Consider the following 25,291-nt stretch of genomic DNA (forward strand, 5'->3'; position numbering starts at 1 on the left):
GATGTGCGGCTCCGCCGCGTGGGCGCGACCAGCCCCCACGAACCCGCACCCGCCCAACTACGCGACGATCCCCGCCGCTTCGCGAACCTCCGCAGACTGCAACCGCTCAGCCGTCCGCTCAGCGGTACCCCGGGCCCAACGTCCACTCGTCACCATGCCGAGCACCAGAACCGCCCCGCCACAGGCAACCAGCACCCACCACCCCGGCACGGAAGCCGCCACGAACTCCGACCTGTACGACGAGCCCGCCACGCCGGAGGCGAGCAGCGCCCCGACGACGGCCACCCCCAGCGTCTGCCCCAGCTGACGGCTGGTGGACGCGACCGCCGCCGCGACCCCCGCCTGCGCCCGCGGCATCCCGGACACCGCGGTGTTGGTGATCGGCGCGTTCACGAACCCGAAGCCGATACCGAACAGCACGTACCCCACGAACAGCGTCACGTCGGACGTCTCCGCGTCGAACGCCGCGAACAGCACCGCGCTCACGGTCATCGCGATCCCCGCGATCACCAGCGGCAGCCGTGGTCCGCGACTGCCGACCAGCCGTCCGGACAGGGGCGCGCACAGGAATATCGGCACCGCCATCGGCAGCATCCACAGGCCGGCGTGCAGGGCGGTCAGCCCTCGTACGTTCTGCAGGTACAGCGTCGACAGGAACAGGAAGCCACCGAGCGCGGCGAACGCGCTGATCGCGATGACCGTGGCCCCGCTGAACGGCACGGAGTGGAAGAAGCGCAGGTCGATGAGGGGCTCGTCGCGCCGCGGCTCGTACCGGAGGAGTCCGGCCAGCGCGGCCGCCGCGATCAGGGCGAACGGCAGGATGGAGCCGAGGCCGGAGTCCGGCGCCTCGATGATCGCGTACGTCAGGGAGCCGAACAGGGCGATCACCAGGACCTGGCCGACCGGGTCGGGGCGGCGGGCCTTGGGCGCGCGGGAGTCGGGCACGAAGCGCAGGGTGAGCAGCAGCGCGGCCAGGCCCACCGGCAGGTTGACCCAGAAGATCGAGCGCCAGCCGACCGAATCCACCAGCAGGCCGCCGACCAGCGGGCCCGCGGCCATCGATATGCCGACGACCGCGCCCCACACGCCGATCGCGCGGGCGCGCTCGCGCGGGTCCGTGAAGGTGTTGGTGATGATCGACATCGCGACCGGGTTGAGCATCGAGCCGCCGACCGCCTGGACCATGCGGAACGCGATCAGCGCGTCCAGGCTGGGGGCGAGGGAGCAGAGCAGGGAGCCGAGGGAGAAGACGACCAGGCCCGCCATGAAGACCTTCTTGCGGCCCACCCGGTCACCGGTGGAACCCGCGAGCATCAGCAGCGAGGCCAGGACCAGGGTGTAGGCGTCGATCGTCCACTGGAGACCCGAGGTGGGGGCGTGCAGTTCGTGCTGCATCGACGGCAGGGCGACGTTCAGGGCGGTGGTGTCGAGGCTCACGATCAGCAGGCTCATGCAGCAGATCGCGAGCACCAGGAGACGTCGTCGGGGGCTGAGCTCTGGCATGCGGCCCATCGTACGACTGTTTCGATAGTGCGTCTAACTAATGACCGATACAAGATCCTCGGACCGAGTACCCGACGGCGTACGGGACAATGGGGGAATGCCCACGCCCTTCTCCTCCTTGCAGATCGGTCCGCACGCCGTCACGCCGCCCGTCGTGCTCGCGCCCATGGCCGGGATCACCAATGCGCCCTTCCGCACCCTGTGCAGGGAGTTCAGCGGTGGCAAGGGCCTGTTCGTGAGCGAGATGATCACGACGCGGGCGCTGGTCGAGCGCAACGAGAAGACCATGCAGCTCATTCACTTCGACGCGAGTGAGAAGCCCCGGTCCGTCCAGCTCTACGGCGTCGACCCGGCCACCGTCGGCAAGGCCGTCCGCATGATCGCGGAGGAGGACCTGGCCGACCACATCGACCTGAACTTCGGGTGCCCGGTGCCGAAGGTGACACGCAAGGGCGGCGGGTCGGCGCTGCCGTACAAGCGGAATCTGCTGCGCGCGATCCTGCGGGAGGCGGTGTCCGGGGCCGGTGATCTCCCCGTCACCATGAAGATGCGCAAGGGCATCGACGACGACCACATCACGTATCTCGATGCCGGGCGGATCGCCGTCGAGGAGGGCGTGACGGCCATCGCGCTGCACGGGCGCACCGCCGCCCAGCACTACGGCGGCACGGCGGACTGGGATGCGATCGCGCGGCTGAAGGAGCACGTGCCGGAGATTCCGGTGCTCGGCAACGGCGACATCTGGTCGGCGGAGGACGCGCTGCGGATGGTGCGGGAGACCGGGTGCGACGGGGTGGTCGTGGGGCGGGGGTGCCTGGGGCGGCCTTGGCTGTTCTCGGATCTGGTGGCGGCGTTCGAGGGGCGCCCGGAGGATGTCGCGCGGCCCTCGCTGCGGGAGGTCGCCGACGTCATGGTGCGGCATGCCACGCTGCTCGGGGAGTGGATCGGCAGCGAGACGAAGGGCGTCGTCGACTTCCGCAAGCACGTCGCCTGGTACCTGAAGGGGTTCGCGGTCGGCAGCGAGATGCGCAAGCGGCTCGCGATCACCTCCTCGCTGGAGGAACTGCGGTCCGGGCTGGACGAGTTGGATCTGGACCAGGCGTGGCCGGTGGGTGCGGACGGGCCGCGGGGGCGGACGTCCGGGAACAACCGGGTCGTGCTGCCGGACGGATGGCTGAAGGACCCGTACGACTGCGCCGGGGTCGGCGAGGACGCCGAACTGGACACGTCCGGGGGTTGAGTTTCCCCGGGTTCGGTGGCGTGCGTCTCGTGCCTGCGCGCGGGGGTGGTGGCGTGCGTCCTGTGCCTGCGCGCGGGGGTGGTGGCGTGCGTCCTGTGCCTGCGGCGCCTGTGCCGGATCGGTGGGGGTGCGCCTAGCGCCTGTTGTGCGTTGTGGGGCGGGGGTGTCCGTCCTCGGTCCGGCGGGTGCTGTTTCGTTGTCCATGCGCGGTGCTTGACGCCGGCCGCTGCGGGCGGACACCCCCGCCCCGTCCCCTTCCCGCCGTACGCGGCTGCCGGCAGCCGACCCCCGGTCAGCCCTTCGTCGGGTGCGGGGTCGAGCCGTACGCCGTCAGGAACTTGTCGCGGAAGGCGCTCATCTTCCAGACCGGGGCGTTGTGGGCGGGGCGGAGGCCGTCCGTCCAGCCCCAGTCGGAGATTTTGGAGAGGACTTCGGGGTCCTTGGCGACGATGGAGATCGGGACGTCGCGGCTGGCGTGGTTGCCGCTGACGCGGGCGATGGGCTGGTGGTCGCCGAGGAAGACCAGGACGGTGTTGTCGTTGCCGTAGCGCTCCAGCCACTGGGTGAGGGCCGTCACCGAGTACTGGACGGACTTGCCGTACTGCGCCTGCGACTTGGGGGAGCTGGTGATGATGTCGGCCGGCTTCTTGCCCGCGTCGTGGATGGCGTTGAAGACCTTGCCGTTGCCGAGTCGGTCCCAGGGGACCATCTTCGGGATCGGGGCCCAGGGCTGGTGGCTGGAGGTCAGGATGAGGAAGGACATGCGGGACTTGCCGTCGGCCGGCTTCTGGCTGTGCACGCGCTGCTGGAACTGTTCCAGGGCGTACTGGTCGGGCATCGTCGACCAGCTGAACTTCGGTCCCTGGTAGCCAAGTTGGAAGGCGTTGTAGACCTTGTCGAGGCCGTACCACGTCGCCTCCGGCCAGCCCTTCTGCACGCCCGGCATGACGCCGACCGTGTCGAAGGCGCCGGTCTTCTGGAACGCCTTGGTGATCGTGAGGTGCTCGCCGTTGCCCGCGGTGACGGTCCGGTAGCGGTTCTGGTTGTTGATCCATAGGCCCGACATGGTCGTGGAGTGGCCGAGCCAGCTGCTGCCGCCGTACGTCGCCGACGTCAGCCAGCCGCTCTTGGCGTGGAAGCCGACCTTGGCGAGCGCCTTGGTGCGCGCGTCGAGCGTGGCGTCGACGCCGGGCGCCTCGACCGGGTCCTCGATCGCGCTGCGGCCGTAGCTCTCGATGAACGTGAAGACCATGTCCTTGCCGCGCAGATCCGGCACCAGCTGGCTGGGCGGCGTGTTGCCGAAGGTGTCCGCCCGGGCGGTCTTGCCGAACGCCGCCTCGTCCCGGATCGCGTCCCGGACCCGCTCGGCCCGGTACTTGAGCATCGTGACGGTGTGCTCCGCCGACAGCGGCACGCCGGAGTTCTGCAGGTTCAGGCTCGCGCAGACCATCCAGAACGCGCTGAGCACGAGCAGGGCGCGGGTCGAGTGGCCCGGGTTGCGGCCCACCAGGCTGCCGACGCGGACCACCGCGAGCACCATCACCGCGAGGATGACCACGACGAGCAGGACGACGCCGATCGCGGCGAGTTCGGCCGTCCCCTTGCCGAGCGTGTCGCCCAGGTAGGACTGCGCGTCGGTCAGCAGCGGCCAGTCCAGGATGATGTTGAAGCCGCGGCCGAGGTACTGGTAGAAGCCGATGTCCAGCAGGTTCAGGAGGGTCAGCACGCCGAGCGTCAGTCCGAACAGCACGCCCACGATCAGCCGCGGCCGGCGCGGCAGGGCGGTCAGCACGGCCGCCCCGAGCAGCGCCTCCACCGGCAGCCGGATGAACTCGGCCGTACGGAAGGTCTCCCACCGGTTCGGCATCACGAGTGCCGCGGCGACGAGCGCCAGTGCGAGCGCCGTCACCACGATCCCGATGACCTGCGCCGGCTTGGGGTGTGCGGCCCTCCAGCGCCGCCAGGCCCGCCGAGGGTGGGGGCGCGGCAGGGCGCGCAGGCGGGAGAGGGGGCTCGGCTTCTCCTCGGGCTTCGCCTCGGTCTTCTCGGGTTCCGTCTTGCGCGTGCTCGTGTCCTGAGACAACCCGAAGGTCCTTCCGTGCGAGGCCCGTGACGTGGAGTGGCGGGCCGCGCTGGGGAGGCTGGGACCCGCCACCAGTCCGTACGGCCGGTCCCGGGGCCCTGTTCAGCGGCCGACGGCAAACACCGGGCAAACGCCTCACCAACGGTTCGGACAGCGCCTTGGTCTTTTGTCTTCGGGGGCGCGGGGAACTGCACGACCAGCCACAACGCACCCGCAGTCGCCCACTCACCGATCGCACCGAGCTCTTAGGCGCCACCGACCGCCGTCAGCAGAGCGAGGGGCGCCGCCGCCGACCGGGACTCGCGAACACACGCGTGCGGATACGGCACCGGCTCCGCGTGCGTGTCCCGCCCGTACCCCGCGAGCACCTCCGGCAGCCGGTGCCCCGCGGCCGTCGCCGCGTCCACCAGGGCGTGGGCCACCGTGCGGGCCTCGTCGTGCAGCCCGTACCGCGCGAGCCCCAGCGTGATCAGCGCGTTGTCGTGCGGCCACACCGAACCCCGGTGGTACGACAGCGGGTGGTATGCCGCCTGTCCGGCGGCCAGCGTCCGCACGCCCCAGCCGGAGAAGAAGTCCGGCTCCAGCAGCCGCCGCCCCACGGCCTCCCCGTACTCCTTGTCCAGCAGGCCCGACCACAGCAGATGCCCGGCGTCGGAGGCCAGCGCGTCGACCTGGTGGCCGTCGCCGTCGAGGGCGAGCGCGAAGAACGAGCGGTCCGGCATCCAGAAGTCCCGCTGGAAACGGTCGCGCAGATCGCCCGCGGCCTGCTCCAGCAGCGCCGCGTACGTCTCGTCCTCCCACACCGTGCGCGCGAGCCACGCAGTCCGGCGCAGCGCGTCGTAGGCGTACCCCTGTGCCGCGGCCGCCGTCACCGCGCCGCAGGTCCGTGTCCCGTCGGCGGAGCAGATCGCTCCGGGCGAGTCCTTCCAGTTCTGGTTGGCGAGGCCACCCTGGTCGGCGCGGTAGACCAGATAGCCGCGCGAGGTCAGCCCGCCATGGTCCAGCATCCAGCCGACGGCCGCGCGGGCGTGGGACTCCAGCCGGCGGGCGAGCGCCGCGTTTCCGGTCTGCTCGACGTAGGCGCCCAGCAGGACGAGGAAGAGCGGTGTCGCGTCCACGGAGCCGTAGTAACGCCCGTACGGCACCTGCCCGAAGTGCGCCAGCTCGCCGTAGCGCACCTCGTGCACGATCTTGCCGGGCTGGGACACCGAGTCCGCGCCGGTCTCGGTGGCCTGGGCGGCGGCCAGGGCGGGGAGCGTGGCGGCGGCCAGCTGCGGGCGGTAGGGGAGGGCGAAGAGCGAGGTGAGCAGGGCGTCGCGGCCCAGCAGGGTCAGGAACCACGGCGCGCCCGCCGCCGGCACCCGCAGCTCCTCGCCGTCCGGTCCGGTCGCGGTGACCTGGAGGGAGGCGAGGTCGGCGAGCCCCCTGGCGCAAGCCGCCGCCAGCTCGGGCCAGCCGGTCGGGAAGCACACGTCCTCGATGAACTCGCCCTCCAGAGCGAGGAGTTCGCTGGTGGCGGCGCTCGGGGTCGCCGGGACCCACGGCTCGCTCGTCGCTCCGTGCGGACGGGCCGCGACCCGCAGCACCAGTTCCGCCGTGCCGTGCGGGTCGAGTTCCAGGGTCCACACGAGGCGGCGGGCGCCGGTGCCGGTCTCCTCGACGCCATCCGGCGCGGGCTCGGCCGTCACCGTCGTACGGGAGCGCCACTCGCCGCGCCGGTAGCCGAACTCCACGCCGTCGTCGAGGACTTGGCGGGAGCGGACGGCGCCGGTCTTGGCGTAGGTGCGGTAGTCGGAGCGCAGCTCGAACTGGTCGGTGAAGTCGGCGTCGGCGGTGACCGCGATGCGGACCGTCGTCGGCACCGGGCGGTTGCTGGTCACCCGCAGGGACTCCACGAACGCGCCGTCGCCGAGGGCCTGTTCACGGAAGATCGTGTACCCGGGCGGCTCCTGGCGCCCGCCTCGCGGGACCAGCACGCAGCGCGTCGTGTCCCCGTCCGCGACCGGCGTGAGCGTCTGGGGCACCGCACCGTCGACCGTCAGCTGCCAGCGGCTCAGATGCCGGGCGTCGCGGACGAACAACCCGTCGGGCGGGCCGGATCCCCGCACCCCGCTGATGTCGCCGCCGTCGCCGACGGCCGCGAACGTCGCGCCGTGCACGAGCAGATGCTGTCGGTCCGTCATCCCCGGTCCCCTCCCGTGACTGCCCTGTCACTCCTGTCGAACGTGCCGGCGCCCGTGGGGGACACGCCGTGTCCGGGGCGCTCGTGGAGCAGATCCAGCGCGAGCGCGGCGGTCCAGCCGAACCCGCCCGCGCCGCATGCCTCGCCGGTGTACGGGTCCACGTACTCCGCGAACCCGGAGCTGCCGGCGAGGTCCAGGACGGCCTGCCGCAGCGCGTCGGCCCGCGCCCGCTCGCCGTGCATGCGCAGCCCGCGCTCCAGCAGCCAGCTGGTGTTGAACCAGGCCGGCCCGCGCCAGTAGCGGTGCCGGTCGAAGGTCTCGCCGAGGAGGTCGTGGCTGGGCACCAGCCGGGTGCTGTCGCCGACCCCGAAGTGCGGGCCGCCCAGGGTGCGCAGCAGCGCCGCGACGACGTCCCGCGGCAGGCCGGGCAGCAGCAGGGGGAGCAGGCCGGAGATGCCGCGCTCGGGGATCAGCGCGCCGGTGGGGGAGCGCAGGTCCCGGCACAGGAACATGCCGCTCGCCGGGTCCCACAGCCGCTCCACCAGCGCCGCCGTCAGACGTTCCGCGCGGGCGCGGCGGGCCCTCGCGGTGGCCCCCAGCTCGCGGGCGATCTCCGCGAGCGCGTGCTCGGACGCGACGAGCAGGGCGTTGAAGGAGGGGTCCTCCACCGCGAACTCCCCGCCCCCGTCGGCGTATTCACGATTCCGGTAGTCCGCCGCCAGCCGTACGTACCGCCCGTAGTCCAGATCCGTCGGCCGGTCCTCGGCGGCCCCGTGGTCGAGGTCGGCACGGCGGAAGGACCGGGCCGGGGCGGGTGTGATGCGGCTCAACGGGGCGTCCCAGCAAGGGCTGTTGTCCATGCCCTGTTCCCAGGGGTGCACGACGGACGCGAGCCCGCCGCCGCCCAGGTCCCGCCGGTGCAGCAGATAGCGGTGCCAGGCGGCGAGCCGCGGATACACCCGGGACAGGAAGCCGCGTGCACGGGACAGCCCGGGGTCGGCGCGGTGCACCAGCCAGGCCGCCAGCGCGTGCACCGGTGGCTGCACGATGCCGGAGGTCTGTACGGTGCGCGGGGCGCCCGCCGCCCGCCCCGCGGTCGAGGAGCGCCAGAAGTCGGGGCTCGGGAAGTACGCGTCGAGCGGGACGGAGGGGTTGAAGACGATGTGCGGGACGCGCCCGTCCTCCCACTGGGCGCCCAGCAGCGTCTCCAGCTCGGTCTGCGCCCGTAACGGCGACACGTGCCTGAGGCCGATCGCGATGAACGCGGAGTCCCAGGACCACTGGTGCGGATACAGGCTGTGCGAGGGGACGGTGGACGTCCCCGCCCAGTTGCCGTCCAGGACGCGCACGGCCCGCTCGTGCAGGGAACCCGGCGCCGGCGGTGGATCGTATGCGATGGAGGGCTTCGCGCCGCGGCCGGTGAGTTGGGCAGTGCGATCCACGCGGGGCTCCCCGAAAGACGTCCGGCCGACCGGTGCGGTCGCGGCCATCGTAGAGTTACGTCTACTTAACACGCAAAACTCACTATGTAATGCAGGCTTGATGAGCACAAGGGGGTGCGCATGACGGGACGTGGTCAGGCTCGCGCGGGCGATCTGCTCGAACTGGTACGAAGCGGACGCGCGACCACGCGCGGAGCGCTCCAGCAGGCCACCGGACTGTCCCGGGCCACTGTCGGGCAGCGCCTGGACCGCCTCTTCCGGGCGGGCTGGCTGCGCGAGGGCGCCGGCGGCCCGGTCGACTCGCCCCTCGGCGGCCGCCCCTCCATCACGCTGGAGTTCGACGACGAGCACGCCGTCGTCCTCGCCGCCGACCTCGACACCCGGCACGCCCGCGCGGCCGCCCTCTCCCTGAGCGGCGAGATCCTCGCCGAGCACTCGGGGACGCTGCTGATCGAGGACGGGCCCGAGGCCGTGCTCGGCGAACTCGGCCACTGGTTCGCCGAGTTGCTGGAGAAGGCCGGGCGGCGGCCGGAGACCGTCTGCGGGATCGGGCTCGCCGTGCCCGGACCCGTCGACAGCGAGACCGGCCGGGTCGTGCAGCCGCCGATCATGCCCGGCTGGGACGGCCACGACATAACAGGCCGGCTGGCCGCCTCGTTCGGCGAGCACACGGGCGCCGGGCCGGTGCCGGTGCTGGTGGACAACGACGCGAACCTCATGGCGTACGGCGAGCAGCGCACCGGACACCCCGACTGCTCGGCGTTCGTACTGGTCAAGGTATCGACCGGCATCGGCGCGGGAGTCGTGGTCGGCGGGTCGATCTACCGGGGCGTCGACGGAGGCGCGGGGGACATCGGGCACATCCGGGTGGGCGCGGAGGCGCTGTGCCGCTGCGGTTCGCGCGGCTGCCTGGCCGCCGTCGCGAGCGGTGGCGCCGTCGCCCGGCGGCTGCGGGACGCCGGAGTGCCCGCGGCCTCCGGCGCGGACGTCCGGGATCTGCTGGCGGCCGGGCACCCCGAGGCGGTCGGGCTGGCGCGGGAGGCCGGGCGGCAGGTCGGGGACGTCCTGGCGACCGTCGTCACGCTCCTCAACCCCGGAGTGCTGATGATCGCGGGAGATTTGGCCGGAACCCCCTTCCTCACGGGCGTCCGGGAGCTGCTGTACCAGCGGGCGCTGGCCCGCTCCACGGCGCACCTGGACGTGGTCACCTCGAGGCTGGGGGAGCGGGCGGGGCTGGTGGGAGCGGGTGCGCTGGTCGTGGAGTACCTGTATGCCCCGGAACGGGCGGAGGAGCGGCTGCGGACGATGGGCCTGTGACGTCCGTGTTTCCGTCCCGCCTCCTGTCTCGGGGGCCGTCCGCATGGTGGAATCCGGCCTTCTGTGGGAGCGTGATTCTTGCCACCCTTGATAAGGGTTGCGCTCAGATGAGCGGATCTTGAGCGGCTGCACTTTGCGAAGGGGTGGCACTCGGTGCCACCCCTTGATCGTTCATCGATCGAAATCAGACGCGCGAAGGGCTGCTCAGATGAGCGTAAAAGTGCGCCTGTGGGCGTCGATGCGTTCAAGAAGTGAAAACATCGGGGCCTGTTCGCTTGCCAAGCTTTGACTTTCGATCCGCTGGCGGACGAGTGGTTACAGGCGCATGACGCGTGAGTGGACGTACCCAGACGCCTTCGATCTGGGTATGTTCCTCGCCGTCAGGGCAGCCACCGCGTCCTCGAGGGAGTCGAGACCGTGTCGGAAAACAAAGAACCCCACGTAGCGAAGTTCGTCTACGACTTCACCGAGGGAAACAAGGACCTCAAGGACCTCCTGGGTGGCAAGGGCGCGAACCTCGCCGAGATGACCAACCTGGGACTCCCCGTTCCCCCCGGCTTCACGATCACGACGGAAGCCTGCAAGGTCTACCTCGACAGCGGCGAGGAGCCCGCGGCACTGCGTGACGAGGTCAGTGCACACCTCGACGCCCTCGAGGCCCGCATGGGCAAGAAGCTCGGCCAGGCCGACAACCCGCTGCTGGTCTCCGTCCGCTCCGGCGCCAAGTTCTCCATGCCGGGCATGATGGACACCGTCCTGAACATCGGGCTCTCCGACAAGTCCGTGCAGGGCCTGGCCAAGCAGGCCGGCGACGACCGCTTCGCCTGGGACTCGTACCGCCGCCTGATCCAGATGTTCGGCAAGACGGTCCTCGGCGTCGACGGCGAGCTCTTCGAGGAGGCCCTGGACAAGGCCAAGGAGGCCAAGAAGGTCTCGGTCGACACCGAGCTGGAGGCCGCCGACCTCAAGAAGCTGGTTACCACCTTCAAGAAGATCGTCAAGAAGGAGGCCGGGCGGGACTTCCCGCAGGACCCGCGCGAGCAGATGGACCTCGCCATCCACGCGGTCTTCGACTCCTGGAACACCGACCGCGCCAAGCTCTACCGCCGCCAGGAGCGCATCCCAGGCGACCTGGGCACGGCCGTCAACGTCTGCTCCATGGTCTTCGGCAACCTCGGCCCGGACTCCGGCACCGGCGTCGCCTTCACCCGCGACCCCGCCTCCGGCCACCAGGGCGTCTACGGCGACTACCTGCAGAACGCGCAGGGCGAGGACGTGGTCGCGGGCATCCGCAACACCGTCCCGCTCGCGGAACTGGAGCAGATCGACAAGAAGTCGTACGACCAGCTGATGCAGATCATGGAGACCCTGGAGAACCACTACAAGGATCTCTGCGACATCGAGTTCACCATCGAACGCGGCCAGCTGTGGATGCTGCAGACCCGCGTCGGCAAGCGCACGGCGGGCGCCGCCTTCCGTATCGCGACCCAGCTGGTGGACCAGGGCCTGATCGACGAGACCGAGGCGCTCCAGCGTGTCACCGGCGCGCAGCTCGCCCAGCTGATGTTCCCGCGCTTCGACGAGGAGGCGAAGACCGAGCAGGTCGGCCGGGGCATCGCCGCCTCGCCCGGCGCGGCGGTCGGCAAGGCGGTCTTCGACTCCTACACGGCCGTCAAGTGGTCCCGCTCCGGCGAGAAGGTCATCCTGGTCCGCCGGGAGACCAACCCCGACGACCTCGACGGCATGATCGCGGCCGAAGGCATCCTCACCAGCCGCGGCGGCAAGACCTCCCACGCGGCCGTCGTCGCGCGCGGCATGGGCAAGACCTGTGTGTGCGGTGCCGAGGAGCTCGAGGTCGACACCAAGCGCCGGCGGATGACCGTGCCCGGCGGGCACGTGGTGGAGGAGGGCGACCTCATCTCCATCGACGGCTCCAGCGGCAAGGTCTACCTGGGCGAGGTCCCGGTCGTCCCGTCCCCGGTCGTCGAGTACTTCGAGGGCCGGATGCACGCCGGCGCCCAGGACGCCGGTGAGCTGGTCGAGGCCGTGCACCGGATCATGGCGTTCGCCGACCGCAAGCGCCGGCTGCGGGTGCGGGCCAACGCGGACAACGCCGAGGACGCGCTGCGCGCCCGCCGCTTCGGCGCGCAGGGCATCGGCCTGTGCCGTACCGAGCACATGTTCCTCGGCGACCGGCGTGAGCTGGTCGAGCGCCTCATCCTGGCCGACACGGAAGAGGTGCGCGAGGAGAGCCTGAAGGCCCTGCTGCCGCTGCAGAAGAAGGACTTCGTCGAGCTGTTCTCGGCGATGGACGGCCTGCCCGTCACCGTCCGGCTGCTCGACCCGCCGCTGCACGAGTTCCTGCCGGACATCACGGAGCTGTCGGTGCGTGTGGCCCTCGCGGAGTCCCGCCAGGAGTCCCACGAGAACGACCTGCGCCTGCTGCAGGCCGTGCACCGGCTGCACGAGCAGAACCCGATGCTGGGTCTGCGCGGCGTCCGCCTCGGCCTGGTCATCCCGGGCCTGTTCACCATGCAGGTCCGCGCCATCGCGGAGGCGGCCGCCGAGCGCAAGGCCGCCAAGGGCGACCCGCGCGCCGAGATCATGATCCCGCTCGTCGGCACCGTCCAGGAGCTGGAGATCGTCCGCGAGGAGGCCGACCAGGTCATCGCCGAGGTCGAGGCAGCCACCGGAACGCAGCTCAAGCTCTCCATCGGCACGATGATCGAGCTGCCGCGCGCCGCCCTCACGGCCGGCCAGATCGCGGAGGCCGCCGAGTTCTTCTCCTTCGGCACCAACGACCTCACCCAGACGGTGTGGGGCTTCAGCCGGGACGACGTGGAGGCGAGCTTCTTCACCGCGTACCTGGAGAAGGGCATCTTCGGCGTCAGCCCGTTCGAGACGATCGACAAGGACGGCGTCGGCTCGCTGGTCACGCTGGCGGCGAAGGCCGGCCGGGAGACCCGCCCCGACCTGAAGCTCGGCGTCTGCGGCGAGCACGGCGGCGACCCGGAGTCGGTGCACTTCTTCCACGAGGCGGGCCTGGACTACGTCTCCTGCTCGCCGTTCCGGATCCCGGTGGCGCGCCTGGAGGCCGGGCGCGCGGCCACCCAGTCGGAGGGCAGCGACCACCGTTGAACTCCGCGGGTTTACCCGTTTTCGTCTGCTGCGCCGTCGTGGCTGGTCGCGCAGTTCCCCGCGCCCCTTCGGGGGGCGCTGGTCATCCCTGAACCCCGGAGCCGCCGCCCGTCCCCGACCCTCAAGACCGATGGGCGGCGGCTCCGGATCACGAAAGGAGGGGCGGCACCTTGTGCGGGGTGCCGCCCCTTCGTGCTGCTCACTCCGGGCCGCTCACAAGGCGCCCTGGGTGTTGACCGGGCCGACCTGGAAGAGGTTCGAGCAGACCTTCCAGTGCGCCGGTATCTGAACCGACTTGTACGAGGCCGGCGGATACACCCGCAGATAGCTGCCGGTACGCCGGCACGCACCGCCGATGGGACCGTTCGTGGTGCGGATGACCGCGGAGGCGGAGTGGCCGGGCGCGAGCACGACGGTGGCGTAGGAACGGCCGCTGTGCGTGGCCGCCGCGCCGATCTGCCGGTGCTTGGAGTCCAGGACGCTGACGCCCGGGTAGCCGCGCAGGGCGCAGCTTCCGCGGCTGATGTTGGTGAACTTGATCGGCTGGTACAGCGAGCCCGCCGCGCCCTCCTTGCGGCCGAGCGAGAGACGCAGGTCGCCGACGGTGCAGGTGTGCACGCTGCGCGCGGCCGTCCTGGCCTGCGTCGTCGCCGACGCGTTCCAGGTGAGGCCGGCGGTGGCGAGTGCGGCGAGGACGGCGGTCAGAGAGACGGCTGTGCCGCGCCGGGAGAAGTGTCGAGAATGCAGAAACATGGCGCTTCCGCCTCCATCGGGCGAATGGGTGGATGGTGGTCATCGGGTTTGATGCGCCCGCGGCGGAAAAAGTTGTGCGTTACGGCGGACGGCGCCCGTGCGCCGGGACAAAAGGACAGAGGAAGGCACGTTCGTGCACTCCGAAGGGAGTCAGGCCATGCCCGGCTGGACCACTGAAGACATCCCCGACCAGACCGGCCGCGTCGCCGTCGTCACGGGGGCGAACAGCGGACTCGGGTACGTCACCGCCCGGGAACTCGCACGCAAGGGGGCGCGGGTGGTGCTCGCGTGCCGGAGCGAGGTGCGGGGGAACGCGGCGGGCGACGCGCTCGTGAGCGAAGTACCGGGCGCGGAGGTCGAGTTCGGGCGACTCGACCTCGCCGACCTCGGCTCCGTACGGGAGTTCGCGGAGCGCTTCCCCTACGACCGGCTCGATGTGCTGGTCAACAACGCCGGGGTGATGGCGCTGCCGTACGGGACGACCGCCGACGGGTTCGAGACGCAGCTCGGGGTCAACCACCTGGGGCACTTCGCGCTCACCGGACGGCTGCTGCCGCTGCTGCTGGCGACGCCCGGCGCGCGGGTCGTGACCGTCTCCAGCGAGGTGCACGCCCTGGCCAACATCGACCTCGACGACCTCAACAGCGAGCGCCGCTACCGGCGTTGGATCGCCTACGGCCGCTCGAAGTCCGCCAACCTGCTCTTCACGCACGAGTTCGCGCGCCGGCTGGCGGCGCACGGCGCGGACGTGGTGGCCGCCGCGGCCCACCCCGGCTACGCGGCCACCAATCTCCAGGGCGCCGCGCCCCGGATGGAGGGGCGCAGGCTGCGCGGGCAGGTGATGGAGATCGGCAACCGCGTCTTCGCGCAGTCGGCGGAGGCCGGCGCACTGCCCGCCCTGTACGCCGCCACGGCCCCCGGGGTGCGGCCCGACTCCTTCACCGGGCCCTCGTTCCTGATGTGGCGCGGGGCGCCCGCGCCGTCGTGGCGGGCGCCCTGGACGCTCAACGACGCGATGGGGGAGCGGCTTTGGGCCGCGTCCGAGCGGCTGACCGCAGTGACGTACGACCGGCTGAAGGCGTGAGCCGGCCGGCCCGTCAGGCGGTGGCGCCGCTGTCCACCACCAGGTCCGTGCCGACCACCGAGGAGGCGTCGTCCGAGGCCAGGTAGAGGACGGCGGCGGCGATCTCGGCGGTGGACGAGACGCGGCCGAGGGGCAGCGTGGCCCGCGCGCGCTCCTCGCGGTCGGCCTCCGTCTCGCCGGGGCGCAGCGACATGGGCGTCTCGACGGCACCGGGGCTGACCGCGTTGATGCGTACGCCCTCGCCGATGTGGTCGAGGGCGGCGCCCCTGGTCAGGGCGGAGACGGCGGCCTTGGACGCGGCGTAGCCGGTGGCTCCGGGCACGCGCGTGTGCGCGCCGAACGTGGACGCGATGTTGACGATCGCGCCGCCCGACGGCTGGGCGCGCATCCGGTGGATCTCCGCCCGCAGGGGCAGGAAGACGCCGGTGACGTTGGTGTCGAGCTGGGTGCGCCAGTCGGCCTCCGGGAGGTCCGCCAGCGGGGCGCCGCCGCGGAAGACGCCCGCGTTGTTGACCGCCACGTCGAGTGAGCCGAAGGTGTCGACGGCGGCCCGCACCATGGACTCCGCGTCCTCGGGGCGCGTGACGTCGGCCGTCACCGCGAGCGCCTTGCCGCCCTGGTCCTCGATCAGCCGGACCGTCTCGTCGAGCGGTTCCCTGCGCCGCCCGGCCACGACGACCCGCGCCCCCTCCGCGGCGAACGCGAGCGCGATCGCCCGCCCGATCCCGGAGCCCGCGCCGGTGACGAGTGCGGTCCTGTCGGTGAAACGGCTGGTCATGATCTCCCCTTGTTCTTGACCGATCGGTTCAGTATGAGAGCGCAGAAAGCACCCCTCCATGAGAGAGGCGTCTCAGTCGAGCAGCGCCAGTGCCTGCTCCGCCGCGTCCCGTACCCGGGCCGGGTCCGCGGACGCCTTGCCGACCACCCGCAGGCCCTGGAGCAGCACCAGCAGCATGCGGGCGAGGGTGAGCGGATCGCGGCCGGCCGGCAGCTCGCCCTGGGCCTGCGCGCGGACCAGGGCCGAGTGCAGCACGGCCTCGAGCTGGTCCCAGTTGCGCTCCACGTGCCGGGCCGCCGCCGGGTCGTGCGGGGCGAGCTCGCCGGCCGTGTTGGTCACCAGGCAGCCGTTCAGGCGCAGTTGGGCGTCGGCCGCCTCGGCCGCGTACCGCCGTACGACGGCCCGTACGCCGGGCAGTGCGGGGCCCGGCCGGGACAGCTCCCGCACGATCGGCGGGAGTCCTGCCCGGTCGTAGCGCTCCAGTGCCTTCAGATACAGCTCGTGCTTGTTGCCGAAGGTCGCGTAGATGCTGGCGCGTCCGATGCCGAGGCTGGCCACCAGGTCGGACATCGACGTCGCCTCGTAGCCGCGCCGCCAGAACAGCTCCAGGGCTGCCTGCAGCGCGGCGTCCGGATCGAACTCCTTGGTCCTGGCCACGAACCGCAGCCTAGATCTGATCAGAACGATCGGTCAAGAAAGGTCGGGGAGGGGCTACGCCGCCCGTACCTCGTACGTCGCCACCCGCACCGACTCGTCGTCCAGGCACTGCCCCGACATCAGGTCGAAGCGCTGCTTGAGCAGGGGCGAGGCGACGTACGGGCGGCCCTGGTGGGAGCCGGTCAGGCCGCGGGAGAGGACCGCCGCGCCGCCGAAGGGGTCGCGGTTGTCGATCGCGTACAGGTTGCCGTCGCGGTCGCGGAACAGGGCGGCCTGGCGGCCGTCGGGCAGCAGGGCGGCCACCCCCCGGCCGGGGACCAGCCGGGTGAGGTCGCAGACCGCCAGCCAGCCGTCCGCCAGCTGGAGTTCGATCTTCAGGTCGGTCGTCTCGGGTGCCAGGGTCATCGCTGGGCGCTTCCTTCCAGGAGGCTGTCGGGGCGCATGCCGATGGACAGCAGCGGCAGGTCGGGCTTGATCTGGTCGCGCTCGGGGACGAAGCCGACGACCGGGTCGGGGGCGTCGGGCGCGTTCACGAAGGACACGAACCGGGCGAGCTTGTCCGGGTTGTTGATGGTGGTCGCCCACTCGTCGGCGTAGTTCGCCACGTGGTCCGCCATCAGGGACTCCAGCTCCTCGCAGATGCCGAGGGAGTCCTCCACCACCACGTCCCGCACGTGGTCCAGGCCGCCGGGGATGCGCTCCAGCCAGGTCGAGGTGCGCTCCAGGCGGTCGGCGGTGCGGATGTAGAACATCAGGAACCGGTCGATCAGACGCACCAGTTCGGCGTCGGTCAGGTCCTGGGCCAGCAGGTCCGCGTGGCGCGGGGTCGCGCCGCCGTTGCCGCCGACGTAGAGGTTCCAGCCGCCTACGGTGGCGATGACGCCGAAGTCCTTCGACTGGGCCTCGGCGCACTCGCGGGCGCAGCCGGAGACCGCGGACTTGAGCTTGTGCGGGGATCGCAGGCCCCGGTAGCGCAGCTCCAGGTCGATCGCCATGCGGACGGAGTCCTGGACGCCGTAGCGGCACCAGGTCTGGCCCACGCAGGACTTCACGGTGCGCAGCGCCTTGCCGTACGCGTGGCCCGACTCGAAGCCGGCGTCCACCAACCGCATCCAGATCAGCGGGAGTTGCTCGACGCGGGCGCCGAACATGTCGATCCGCTGACCACCGGTGATCTTCGTGTAGAGGCCGAAGTCGCGGGCGATCTCGCCGATCGTGATCAGGCCCTCGGGGGTGATCTCACCGCCGGGGATGCGCGGGACGACCGAGTACGAGCCGTTCTTCTGGAGGTTGGCCAGGAAGTGGTCGTTGCTGTCCTGCAGTGCCGCCTGCTCGCCCTCCAGGACGTAGCCGCTCGCACCGATCGTGGGGGCGAGGGAGGCGATGATCGAGCCGATCGCCGGCTTGCAGGTCTCGCAGCCGTCGCCGCCCCGGGCGCCGTCGCGGCCGTAGCGGTCGAGCAGGTCCTGGTAGGTGCTGATGCGCAGGGCGAGGACGATCTCGTAGAGCTCCTCGCGGGTCTGCGAGAAGCAGCCGCACAGGCCCTTGTCGACCTCGACGCCGCTCGCCTCCAGCTCCGATGTGACCAGCTGGCCGAGCACCTTGACGCAACTGCCGCAGCCCGTACCGGCCTTGGTGCACTTCTTGACCTCGGGCACGGTGCTGCAGGAGTGCTCCGTCACCGCGCCGCGGATCGCGCCCTTGGAGACGTTGTGGCAGGAGCAGATGATCGCCTCGTCGGGCAGGGCCGACGGGCCGAGCTGGGCCCCCGAGCCCGCTCCGGCGGGCAGGACGAGCGACTCGGGGGAGATGGGCGGGACCGAACCGGTCAGGGCCCGCAGGGTGCCGTAGGCGTCCGCGTCGCCGACCAGGATGCCGCCGAGCAGCGTGCCGTCGCGGCCGATGACGAGCTTCTTGTACAGGCCCGAGCGGGAGTCGGAGTAGACGACGTCCAGGCAGTCCTCGGTGGCGCCGTGCGCGTCGCCGAAGGACGCGACGTCCACACCGAGGAGCTTGAGCTTGGTGGACAGGTCGGCGCCGGTGAAGGTCAGTTCCTCCGTCTCGTCCGCGGCGATCGTGGCGGCGGCCGTCGCGGCCTGCTCGTAGCCGGGGGCCACCAGGCCGTATACCCGGCCGTCGCAGGCCAGCGCGCACTCGCCGATCGCGAAGACGTGCGGATCGGCGACCGTGCGGCACTGCTCGTCGACGGTGATGCCGCCACGCTCGCCGACGGTGAGGCCGCAGGCGCGGGCGAGCTGGTCCCTCGGCCGCACACCGGCGCTGAACACCACCAGGTCCGTGGCGAGTTCGGAGCCGTCGGAGAGCTTCATGCCGGTGACCACACCGGCGGCGTCGACGACGATCTCCTGCGTGCCCACGCCCGTGTGGACGCTCAGGCCCATCTCCTCGATGGTGCGCAGCAGGGCCGCGCCGCCGCCGTCGTCCACCTGCACCGGCATCAGCCGCGGCGCGAACTCCACGATGTGGGAGGTGAGTCCGAGACCCTGCAGCGCGCCGGCCGCCTCCAGGCCCAGCAGCCCGCCGCCGACCACCGCGCCGACCGTCGCCCCGCTCTTCGCGTACTCCTCGATCGCGAGCAGGTCCTCGATCGTGCGGTAGACGAAGCAGCCCTCGGCGTCCTTGTTCGGGACCGGCGGCACGAACGGGTACGAGCCGGTGGCCAGCACGAGGGTGTCGTAGGAGAAGACCTTGCCGGACCTGGCGGTGACCTTCCGCGCCTCGCGGTCGACCCTCTCGGCCGGGTCGCCCACGTACAGCTCGATGCCGTGGTCGTTGATGAACTCCATGTCGGTCATGGAGAGTTCCTCGGGGCTGCGGCCCGAGAAGTACGAGGTGAGGGCGACACGGTCGTAGGCGGGACGCGGCTCCTCACAGAGCACGACCACGCGGTGCGTGGCGGTCAGGCCGCGCTCGGCGAGCGCTTCCAGGAAGCGCTGGCCGACCATGCCGTGGCCGACGAGGACGATCGTGGGGGTGGCCCCCAGGGCGGCGGTCATTCAGGAGCCTCCATCATTGGTGAGCAGGTGGAGCAGCGGGCCGTCGTCGGGGAGCGGCTCTGCTCCCTCCCAGGCGCGGGCGAGCGCGCCGACGGTGCCGAGTTCGCCGACGAGAACCCCGCCGACCAGGCGGTCGTCGCGGACGACGACCTTGCGGTACGTGCCGCGGGTGGCGTCCGTGAGCTGGACGACGTCGTCCCCGGGACGCGGCTCCGTCTCGCCGAACGCGGCGAGGTCGAAGAAGCCCTCCCCGGCCAGCGTCAGCCGGGTCAGTGAACGGGTGCCGGTGTAACGGGCGTTCGTCCGGCCGGAGAGCGACTCGGCGAGGATCTCGGCCTGTTCGAGCGCCGGAGCGGCCAGTCCGTACACGGTGCCGTCGTGCTGGACGCAGTCGCCGACGGCCCGGATGTGCGGGTCGGAGGTGCGCAGTTCGTCGTCGACGACGATCCCCTTGCGGACCTCGAGTCCCGCGATCTGCGCGAGGCCGACCCGCGGGTGGACGCCGCAGGCCAGGACCACCAGGTCGGCGTCGAGGGCGTACCCGTCGTGCATCTCGACCGAGCGGACCGCGCCGCCCACGCAGCGCACGTCGCGCACCCGGCACTCGGTGTGGACCTCCACGCCGAGGTCGCCCAGGTGCCGCTCGACCAGCGCGGACGCGTTCGGGTCGAGCTGGCGCTCCATGAGGCGCTCGGACTGCTGGGCGAGGACGACCTGGGCACCGCGCCGGGCGAGCGCGCGGGCGGCGGACACCCCGAGGAGCCCGCCGCCGATGACGACCGCGCGCACGCCGGGCCGAACCGCCTTGGAAAGGCCCAGGCAGTCGTCCATGGTGCGGAACGCGTGCACGCCCTCGGGCAGCACGTGATCCGGGGTGCTGTGCCTTTCCGGGGGACGACCCCCGGACTCCCGGCCGGAAGAGCGGGTCGGCTCCCCGGCAACGCGCGCAGACGCGAGGTATGCGTCCCTGAACAGGCCGCGCAGGGGCGGCAGTACGGGGTTCGAGCCGGTCGCCAGGACGAGCGTGTCGTATGCGATCTCCGAGCCGTCCGCGAGGTGTACGGCTCGCACCTCGCGGTCGATGCCCGTGACCCGGCCGCGGATGAGCTCCGCGGGCGCGGGCAGCGCGATGACGTCCGGGCTGTAGCGCCCGGCCAGCACCTCGGCGAGGAGCACCCGGTTGTACGGGCGGTGCTCCTCCTCGCCGATCAGCGTCACGGGCGTGCCGAGCTCACCGAGCCGCCGGGCGAGACGGACGCCCGCGAGGCCGGCGCCGATCACCACCACACGCGTATTCGAGGTCATGCCTAGGAGCGTGCGGTGCCGGTGTTACCCGGCAGCATCACCTCTGTTTCCCGCGGGGAACGCTGCCCTCTTCGGGTGCGGAGGGTGGGTGTGAGGGTTCCGGGAGGGCCCCGGGAGGGCGGTGTGAGGCCGCTACGGTGACCCGATGAACCTCAGGTGATCGTGCTCAACGGCGGCTCCAGCCGGCCGGCCTGGGCGTCCTCTGGGCCGGCGTCCACTGCGCCCCGGGACCGCAGCGGGCCGCGAGCTCGCCCGGGGCGACCGCCCGCACGGCATGACCGGGAATCAGGCGGACCTGGCCCACAAGGGAGTGACCTACGACGTCGAGGTGGACACGACACACACCGGCGCTGGAGTGCGCCCGCACGATCGCTGCGGCCGTCAGCCGCTGCCCGTGAGGTGGGCGAAGACCACGACGTTCCCCTGGTAGCCCGTGCTGCGTGAGTAGCCGCCACCGCAGGTGATCACGCGGAGTTCGGGGCGGCTCGCGGGGCCGTAGACCTTCCGGTCGGGGAAGTGGCGGGCGTCGTAGACCTCGACCGCGTCGACCGAGAACAGGGCCGTGCCGCCGTCGCGCCGGTCGACCTCGATGCGGCTGCCCCTGCGCACGGAGCCGAGGTCGTAGAAGACGGCGGGGCCGTCGGCGTTGTCGACATGGCCGGCGACGACGGCGGTGCCGCGTTCGCCGGGGGTGGTGCCGGCCTCGTACCAGCCGGCGAGGTTCGGCTTCGCGGCGGGCGGCACGTCGAGGCTGCCGGCGCGGGTGAGCGCGAGGCCCATGAGGGGCGCGTTCACGTGGATCGACGGGATGCGGATGCGGTCCGGCGGCGACGGCGGCAGCGCGGGCGCGGCGGGCGGTTCGCCGCCGTGGCCGGTGCGGGCCTGCGCGGCTGAGGGCTGCGGCGGGGCGTGCGTCAGCGTGTCCGTGGTGAGCAGCCACGCGCCCGCGCACAGGGCGGTCACGGTGACGGCGCCTATCGCGGTGTTGCTGATGCGGCGCACGCGTGCCTCCAGAAGGACGGGACGGGCGGACCCGTCCGGTGGACCCGTTCCCCCCTCCGGGCCGCGAGGGGCGTCGGACCCGGAGGGGGAGGGACAAGCGGTACCGGCGGACGGACAGCGGAGGGTGTCCGTCAGATCCCGTCGCCTCTCGCCCGGCGATGCAGGAGCCAGGTACCGCCCGCGGCGGCGACGGCGAGAGCCGCCACACCGGCCGCGGCCTGCACGGGATCGGGGCCCAGAGCGCCGCCGACCCCCGTCTTCACACTTCCGTGGGGCGCCTGCCCGCGCGCCTCGGCCAGAGTCACCACCAGGTCGCCCTTGACCTGCCGGTCGCCCTCGGCGCACTTCGCGACGATCTCGTACGTCCCGGGCTGCGCGCTCGACGGCACCCGGAACTGGCCGATCGCCTGGCCCTCGTGCGCGCTCGGGGCCAGCGTGAAGGGGCCCGCGCCCACCGCGCCCGCGTCGCCCGCCGCCGTGCCGGCCGCGCAGTCCGCGGTGTTGACCGTGACCTCGCCGCCGGGAACGGCCGAGTACGGGAACACCTCCAGGCTGCCGGTGCCGCCCGCGTACGCGGGCGCGGCCACGAAGCCCGCGGCGGCGACGGCGAGCGCGCTACCGGTCAGCAGACGGGCGGTACGTCGCATCGGTGCTCCTTCGAGCTGTCCTCGGTGTCCTTGGGTGTCCTCTGTCCCTCCGAGGTAAGTGGCAGCGGGCCGGGACCGCTTCCTGAACGGATGTCAGAAATGTGGTGAATGGGTGTCAGATGAGCGCGCGTGAGGGGTGCGCGGGCGGACTTGCCGCAGGTCACCGGCGTGAGCGGGGCCCGTGGCCGAAGAGCACCCGTTGGGCGCAGGGCGCGCGGGTGAACGGGTGACCCGGTCCTCACGGCACGGGCTTGACCTCAAGGAAGCTTGAGGTTGGAGGGTGTGACGCATGGAGATCACAGAAGCCGCAGAGACCCCCTTGGCCGTCACCCTCGTCGTCGGCAGCAACCGGCACGGCCGGTTCGGACCGGTCGTCGCCCACTGGCTCCTCGACCGCATGCGCGACCGCGACGACCTGGCCGTCGAGGTGGTCGACGTGGCCGACGCCCACCTGCCCACGACCCTCGCCCCGACCCCCGAGGCGACCGCGGCCCTGTCCGCCGTCACCCCCAAACTGGCCGCCGCGGACGCCTTCGTGGTCCTCACGCCCGAGTACAACCACTCCTACCCGGCGGGCCTGAAGAACCTGATCGACTGGCACTACACCGAATGGCGCGCCAAGCCCGTCGCCCTCGTCTCCTACGGCGGCGTCTCGGGCGGCCTGCGCGCGGTGGAACACCTGCGCCAGGTCTTCGCCGAACTCCACGCGGTGTCCCTGCGCGACACGGTGTCCTTCCACAACGCCGGGTCGTCCTTCGACGGGGGACGCCTCAAGGATCCGACGGCGGCGGATGCGGCGGCGAAGGTGATGCTGGACCAACTGGTGTGGTGGGGACGGGGGTTGAGGGAGGCGCGGGACAAGCGACCGTACGGTCGCTAGGCGGGCGGCAGCGGAGCCTGGTGAGGTCCAGGTTCCGCTGCCGCCGTATTTCCGCCGCCGGCCGGTCAGTTCACGTTGACCGCGCTCCATGCCGCGCCCACCGCGGCGTACTCCGCGCTTCCCGCCCCGTACAGGTCCTTCGCCGCGCTCAGGGTCGCCGTGCGTGCGCCCGCGTAGTTCGTCGACGACGTCATGTAGACCGTCAGCGCGCGGTACCAGATCTGGCCCAGCTTGTCCCGGCCGATGCCGGTCACCGACTTGCCGTTGTACGTGGGGGAGTTGTAGCTGACGCCGTTGATGGTCTTAGCGCCGCTGCCCTCGGCCAGCAGGTACGCGAAGTGGTTCGCGACCCCGGAGGAGTAGTGGACGTCGAGGTTGCCGACCGAGCTGCTCCAGTAGTCCGCGGACTGGCCGTCCCTGGACGGCTTGTCCATGTAGCGCAGGGCGTCGGCGCCGAAGCCGGAGCGGACGATCTTCTCGCCGATCAGGTAGTCGCCGGGGTCGGAGGAGTTGTTCGCGTACCACTCCACCAGTGTGCCGAGGATGTCGGACGTCGCCTCGTTCAGGCCGCCGGACTCGCCCGAGTACGTCAGCCCCGCCGTCTTGGAGGTGACGCCGTGCGTCATCTCGTGGCCGGCCACGTCCAGCCCGACCAGCGGTCCGAGCGTCGTACCGTCACCGTCGCCGTACGTCATGCAGAAGCAACTGTCGTCCCAGAAGGCGTTGTTGTACTTGTTGCCGTAGTGGACGCGGTTGTACGAGCCCTTGCCGTCGTTGCCGATGCCGTTGCGGCCGAAGACGTTCTTGTAGAAGTCCCAGGTCATGTTGGTGCCGTACTGCGCGTCCACGGCGGCCGAGGCGCGGTCGGAGTTCGTGCCGTCGCCCCAGTGGTCGTCCGTGTCGGTGAACACCGTCGACGGAGCGCGGCTGACGCAGATGCTGGTGAGGAAGCACAGGTCCGACTTGTTCGCCGCGTCGCCCGTGTAGGTGCCCCCGCGCGTCGGGTCCTTGAGCTGGTACGTCGATCCCGACTGCGTCGTCTGAAGCGGAACCGTGCCGCTGTACAGCGACTTGCCGTCGCCCGTCGCCGTCTCGATGTCGTCCCAGGCGTCGATCTGCGAGCCGGTGCGTGCGTCGGTGAGGACGGTGCGGGAGACCGGGTTGCCCATCGAGTCCTGCGCCATGACGTTCGTCCGCCATGCCAGCTTCGGCGCCCCGTGCAGGGCGTCGACGACCAGTTGGGGCTTGGCGGTCAGCTTCTTCAGGGTCTCGCCGAGGTTGACCGCCCGCAGCGCGTTCGCCGCGAGGTCGGCGGCCCTCGGCGCCGATATGGAGGGGTCGACGGAGGCGAGGGATATCTTGCTCCGCGTCGCCCGGTTGGCGCTGCGGTACGCACCGTCGGACGCCATGTGGACCACGAAGTCGCCGCCCAGGACCGGGAGCTGACGGTACGTCCGCTCGTAGCGCACATGCTGTGTGCCGTCGCCGTCGACGATCACGTCCTGCACCTTCGTGCCCTCGTCGGAGGTGAGCCCGAGGCTCGTGGCGTGCTTCAGCAGCGCCGACGCCGCGTTCTCGATCGCGCCCGCCCTGGTGGGCCGGTCGTCCGCGACGGCGGCGGGGGAAAGTGCGGCGGCCAGCAGGCCGGCGGTGGTCGCGGCCACGCCGAGAGTGGCGAGACGACGGGAGCCCCGGACGTCGATACGTATCCGACTCATGGATCTCCTCGAAAAGGCGCCAACGGGCGCGTGGGGGGAGGGAAGGCGCTTGTTGACTCAGATTTAAGAGGCCATGACAGATCAAGGTCCATAGCGCGTACGAGGAGGTATGTGAGGAGAGAGAATCGTTTTTGTGAGTCTCCGTTTCTTCGTCTACGGCACCCTGCTCCGCGGAGAGCCCAACCACGGCCCCTTCCTGCGCGGCCGCACCGGGCCCGAGGAGCCGGGACGGCTGGACGGCGCGGTGCTCTACGACGGTCCGGGCTATCCGTACGCCGTCGAGGAGCGCGGCGGTGTCGTGTACGGCGAGCTGGTGACCGCACTGCCCGATGACCACGAGGAGTTGCTGGCGGACCTCGACCGCCTGGAGGAGTACGCGCCCGGCGATCCGCGCAACCTCTACGAGCGGGTCGAGCGCGAGGTGCACCGCGACGGTGCCGGACCGCCCGTACGCGCCTGGGTCTACGTGGCCGCCCCCGCCGTCGCCGCACGTCTGCGCGCCCGCGGGAAGCTGATCGAGAGCGGCGACTGGCGGCTCAGGTGA

At 71.6% G+C, this 25,291-nt stretch carries 19 protein-coding genes and 1 pseudogene; 7 read left to right on the forward strand and 13 right to left on the reverse strand.

The window, feature by feature from the left end; translation table 11 throughout:
• Nucleotides 1-57: 57 nt before the first annotated feature.
• Nucleotides 58-1,503: an MFS transporter gene (locus ACGFYN_RS07280; RefSeq protein ID WP_393864760.1), complete on the reverse strand. Its 1,446-nt coding sequence runs from the start codon at nucleotides 1,501-1,503 to the stop codon at nucleotides 58-60.
• A 97-nt stretch (nucleotides 1,504-1,600) separates the two neighbouring features.
• Here ACGFYN_RS07280 and dusB point away from each other — a divergent pair, with 97 nt between their 5' ends.
• The gene (gene dusB / locus ACGFYN_RS07285; RefSeq protein WP_393864761.1) at nucleotides 1,601-2,743 is read left to right on the forward strand and encodes a tRNA dihydrouridine synthase DusB; all 1,143 of its coding nucleotides are present in this window, start codon (nucleotides 1,601-1,603) and stop codon (nucleotides 2,741-2,743) included.
• A 292-nt stretch (nucleotides 2,744-3,035) separates the two neighbouring features.
• Here dusB and ACGFYN_RS07290 read toward each other — a convergent pair whose 3' ends face one another.
• From ACGFYN_RS07290 to ACGFYN_RS07300, 3 genes are all read right to left on the reverse strand, one after another.
• A complete protein-coding gene (locus tag ACGFYN_RS07290) occupies nucleotides 3,036-4,826 on the reverse strand; it encodes a CDP-alcohol phosphatidyltransferase (RefSeq protein WP_393864762.1) in 1,791 nt (596 codons plus the stop codon).
• 245 nt (nucleotides 4,827-5,071) lie between these two features.
• Complete coding sequence (locus ACGFYN_RS07295; RefSeq protein ID WP_393864763.1) at nucleotides 5,072-7,009, reverse strand: glycogen debranching N-terminal domain-containing protein; 1,938 nt, start codon at nucleotides 7,007-7,009, stop codon at nucleotides 5,072-5,074.
• Complete coding sequence (locus tag ACGFYN_RS07300) at nucleotides 7,006-8,451, reverse strand: hypothetical protein (protein WP_393864764.1); 1,446 nt, start codon at nucleotides 8,449-8,451, stop codon at nucleotides 7,006-7,008. Before ACGFYN_RS07300 ends, ACGFYN_RS07295 begins: the two co-directional genes overlap by 4 nt.
• A 120-nt stretch (nucleotides 8,452-8,571) precedes the next feature.
• Between ACGFYN_RS07300 and ACGFYN_RS07305 the strand changes: the two genes are divergently transcribed.
• Entirely contained in the window at nucleotides 8,572-9,768 is a 1,197-nt protein-coding gene (locus ACGFYN_RS07305; protein WP_393864765.1) for an ROK family protein, read from the forward strand.
• Nucleotides 9,769-10,185: 417 nt separating this feature from the next.
• Nucleotides 10,186-12,906 (forward strand): pyruvate, phosphate dikinase, encoded by a 2,721-nt coding sequence (gene ppdK, locus ACGFYN_RS07310; RefSeq protein ID WP_393864766.1) that lies wholly within the window; start codon nucleotides 10,186-10,188, stop codon nucleotides 12,904-12,906.
• Between the two features lie 213 nt (nucleotides 12,907-13,119).
• On the opposite strand, the gene ACGFYN_RS07315 is transcribed toward ppdK, so the two are convergent.
• Nucleotides 13,120-13,659: a DUF4232 domain-containing protein gene (locus ACGFYN_RS07315; protein WP_393864767.1), complete on the reverse strand. Its 540-nt coding sequence runs from the start codon at nucleotides 13,657-13,659 to the stop codon at nucleotides 13,120-13,122.
• Nucleotides 13,660-13,816: 157 nt separating this feature from the next.
• Here ACGFYN_RS07315 and ACGFYN_RS07320 point away from each other — a divergent pair, with 157 nt between their 5' ends.
• Nucleotides 13,817-14,743, forward strand: coding sequence for an oxidoreductase (locus ACGFYN_RS07320; RefSeq protein ID WP_393864768.1), 927 nt, complete (start codon nucleotides 13,817-13,819; stop codon nucleotides 14,741-14,743).
• Between the two features lie 13 nt (nucleotides 14,744-14,756).
• Here ACGFYN_RS07320 and ACGFYN_RS07325 read toward each other — a convergent pair whose 3' ends face one another.
• The 5 genes from ACGFYN_RS07325 to ACGFYN_RS07345 all read right to left on the reverse strand — a co-directional run bounded on the left by ACGFYN_RS07325 (nucleotide 14,757) and on the right by ACGFYN_RS07345 (nucleotide 20,500).
• A complete protein-coding gene (locus ACGFYN_RS07325; protein WP_393864769.1) occupies nucleotides 14,757-15,521 on the reverse strand; it encodes an SDR family NAD(P)-dependent oxidoreductase in 765 nt (254 codons plus the stop codon).
• 72 nt (nucleotides 15,522-15,593) lie between these two features.
• Nucleotides 15,594-16,178 carry a TetR/AcrR family transcriptional regulator gene (locus ACGFYN_RS07330; RefSeq protein ID WP_393864770.1) on the reverse strand — a complete coding sequence of 195 codons (585 nt, stop codon included), beginning with the start codon at nucleotides 16,176-16,178 and terminating at the stop codon, nucleotides 15,594-15,596.
• A gap of 54 nt (nucleotides 16,179-16,232) precedes the next feature.
• Nucleotides 16,233-16,583 carry a nitrite reductase small subunit NirD gene (gene nirD / locus ACGFYN_RS07335; RefSeq protein ID WP_393864771.1) on the reverse strand — a complete coding sequence of 117 codons (351 nt, stop codon included), beginning with the start codon at nucleotides 16,581-16,583 and terminating at the stop codon, nucleotides 16,233-16,235.
• Entirely contained in the window at nucleotides 16,580-19,195 is a 2,616-nt protein-coding gene (gene nirB / locus ACGFYN_RS07340) for a nitrite reductase large subunit NirB (RefSeq protein ID WP_393864772.1), read from the reverse strand. The genes nirD and nirB overlap by 4 nt, the downstream gene beginning before the upstream one ends.
• A complete protein-coding gene (locus ACGFYN_RS07345; RefSeq protein WP_393864773.1) occupies nucleotides 19,196-20,500 on the reverse strand; it encodes an NAD(P)/FAD-dependent oxidoreductase in 1,305 nt (434 codons plus the stop codon).
• Nucleotides 20,501-20,688: 188 nt separating this feature from the next.
• On the opposite strand from ACGFYN_RS07345, the pseudogene ACGFYN_RS07350 reads away from it, so the two are divergent.
• Nucleotides 20,689-20,898 (forward strand): annotated as a pseudogene (locus ACGFYN_RS07350) (chloramphenicol phosphotransferase); the annotation flags it as partial.
• On the opposite strand, the gene ACGFYN_RS07355 reads toward ACGFYN_RS07350, so the two are convergent.
• Both ACGFYN_RS07355 and ACGFYN_RS07360 read right to left on the reverse strand, forming a co-directional pair.
• Nucleotides 20,882-21,502 (reverse strand): class F sortase, encoded by a 621-nt coding sequence (locus tag ACGFYN_RS07355; RefSeq protein ID WP_393864774.1) that lies wholly within the window; start codon nucleotides 21,500-21,502, stop codon nucleotides 20,882-20,884. The pseudogene ACGFYN_RS07350 and the gene ACGFYN_RS07355 sit on opposite strands and share 17 nt — an antisense overlap.
• 131 nt (nucleotides 21,503-21,633) lie before the next feature.
• On the reverse strand, nucleotides 21,634-22,149 hold the full coding sequence (locus ACGFYN_RS07360) for a hypothetical protein (protein WP_393864775.1): 516 nt from the start codon (nucleotides 22,147-22,149) through the stop codon (nucleotides 21,634-21,636).
• Nucleotides 22,150-22,438: 289 nt separating this feature from the next.
• Here ACGFYN_RS07360 and ACGFYN_RS07365 point away from each other — a divergent pair, with 289 nt between their 5' ends.
• The gene (locus ACGFYN_RS07365; RefSeq protein WP_393864776.1) at nucleotides 22,439-23,029 is read left to right on the forward strand and encodes an NADPH-dependent FMN reductase; all 591 of its coding nucleotides are present in this window, start codon (nucleotides 22,439-22,441) and stop codon (nucleotides 23,027-23,029) included.
• 65 nt (nucleotides 23,030-23,094) lie between these two features.
• On the opposite strand, the gene ACGFYN_RS07370 is transcribed toward ACGFYN_RS07365, so the two are convergent.
• Nucleotides 23,095-24,747, reverse strand: coding sequence for a M4 family metallopeptidase (locus ACGFYN_RS07370; protein ID WP_393864777.1), 1,653 nt, complete (start codon nucleotides 24,745-24,747; stop codon nucleotides 23,095-23,097).
• Between the two features lie 133 nt (nucleotides 24,748-24,880).
• Between ACGFYN_RS07370 and ACGFYN_RS07375 the strand changes: the two genes are divergently transcribed.
• Nucleotides 24,881-25,291 carry a gamma-glutamylcyclotransferase family protein gene (locus tag ACGFYN_RS07375; RefSeq protein ID WP_393864778.1) on the forward strand — a complete coding sequence of 137 codons (411 nt, stop codon included), beginning with the start codon at nucleotides 24,881-24,883 and terminating at the stop codon, nucleotides 25,289-25,291.

The sequence above is a fragment of the Streptomyces sp. NPDC048419 genome (genome assembly GCF_043200415.1).
Taxonomy (GTDB): Bacteria; Actinomycetota; Actinomycetes; order Streptomycetales; family Streptomycetaceae; genus Streptomyces.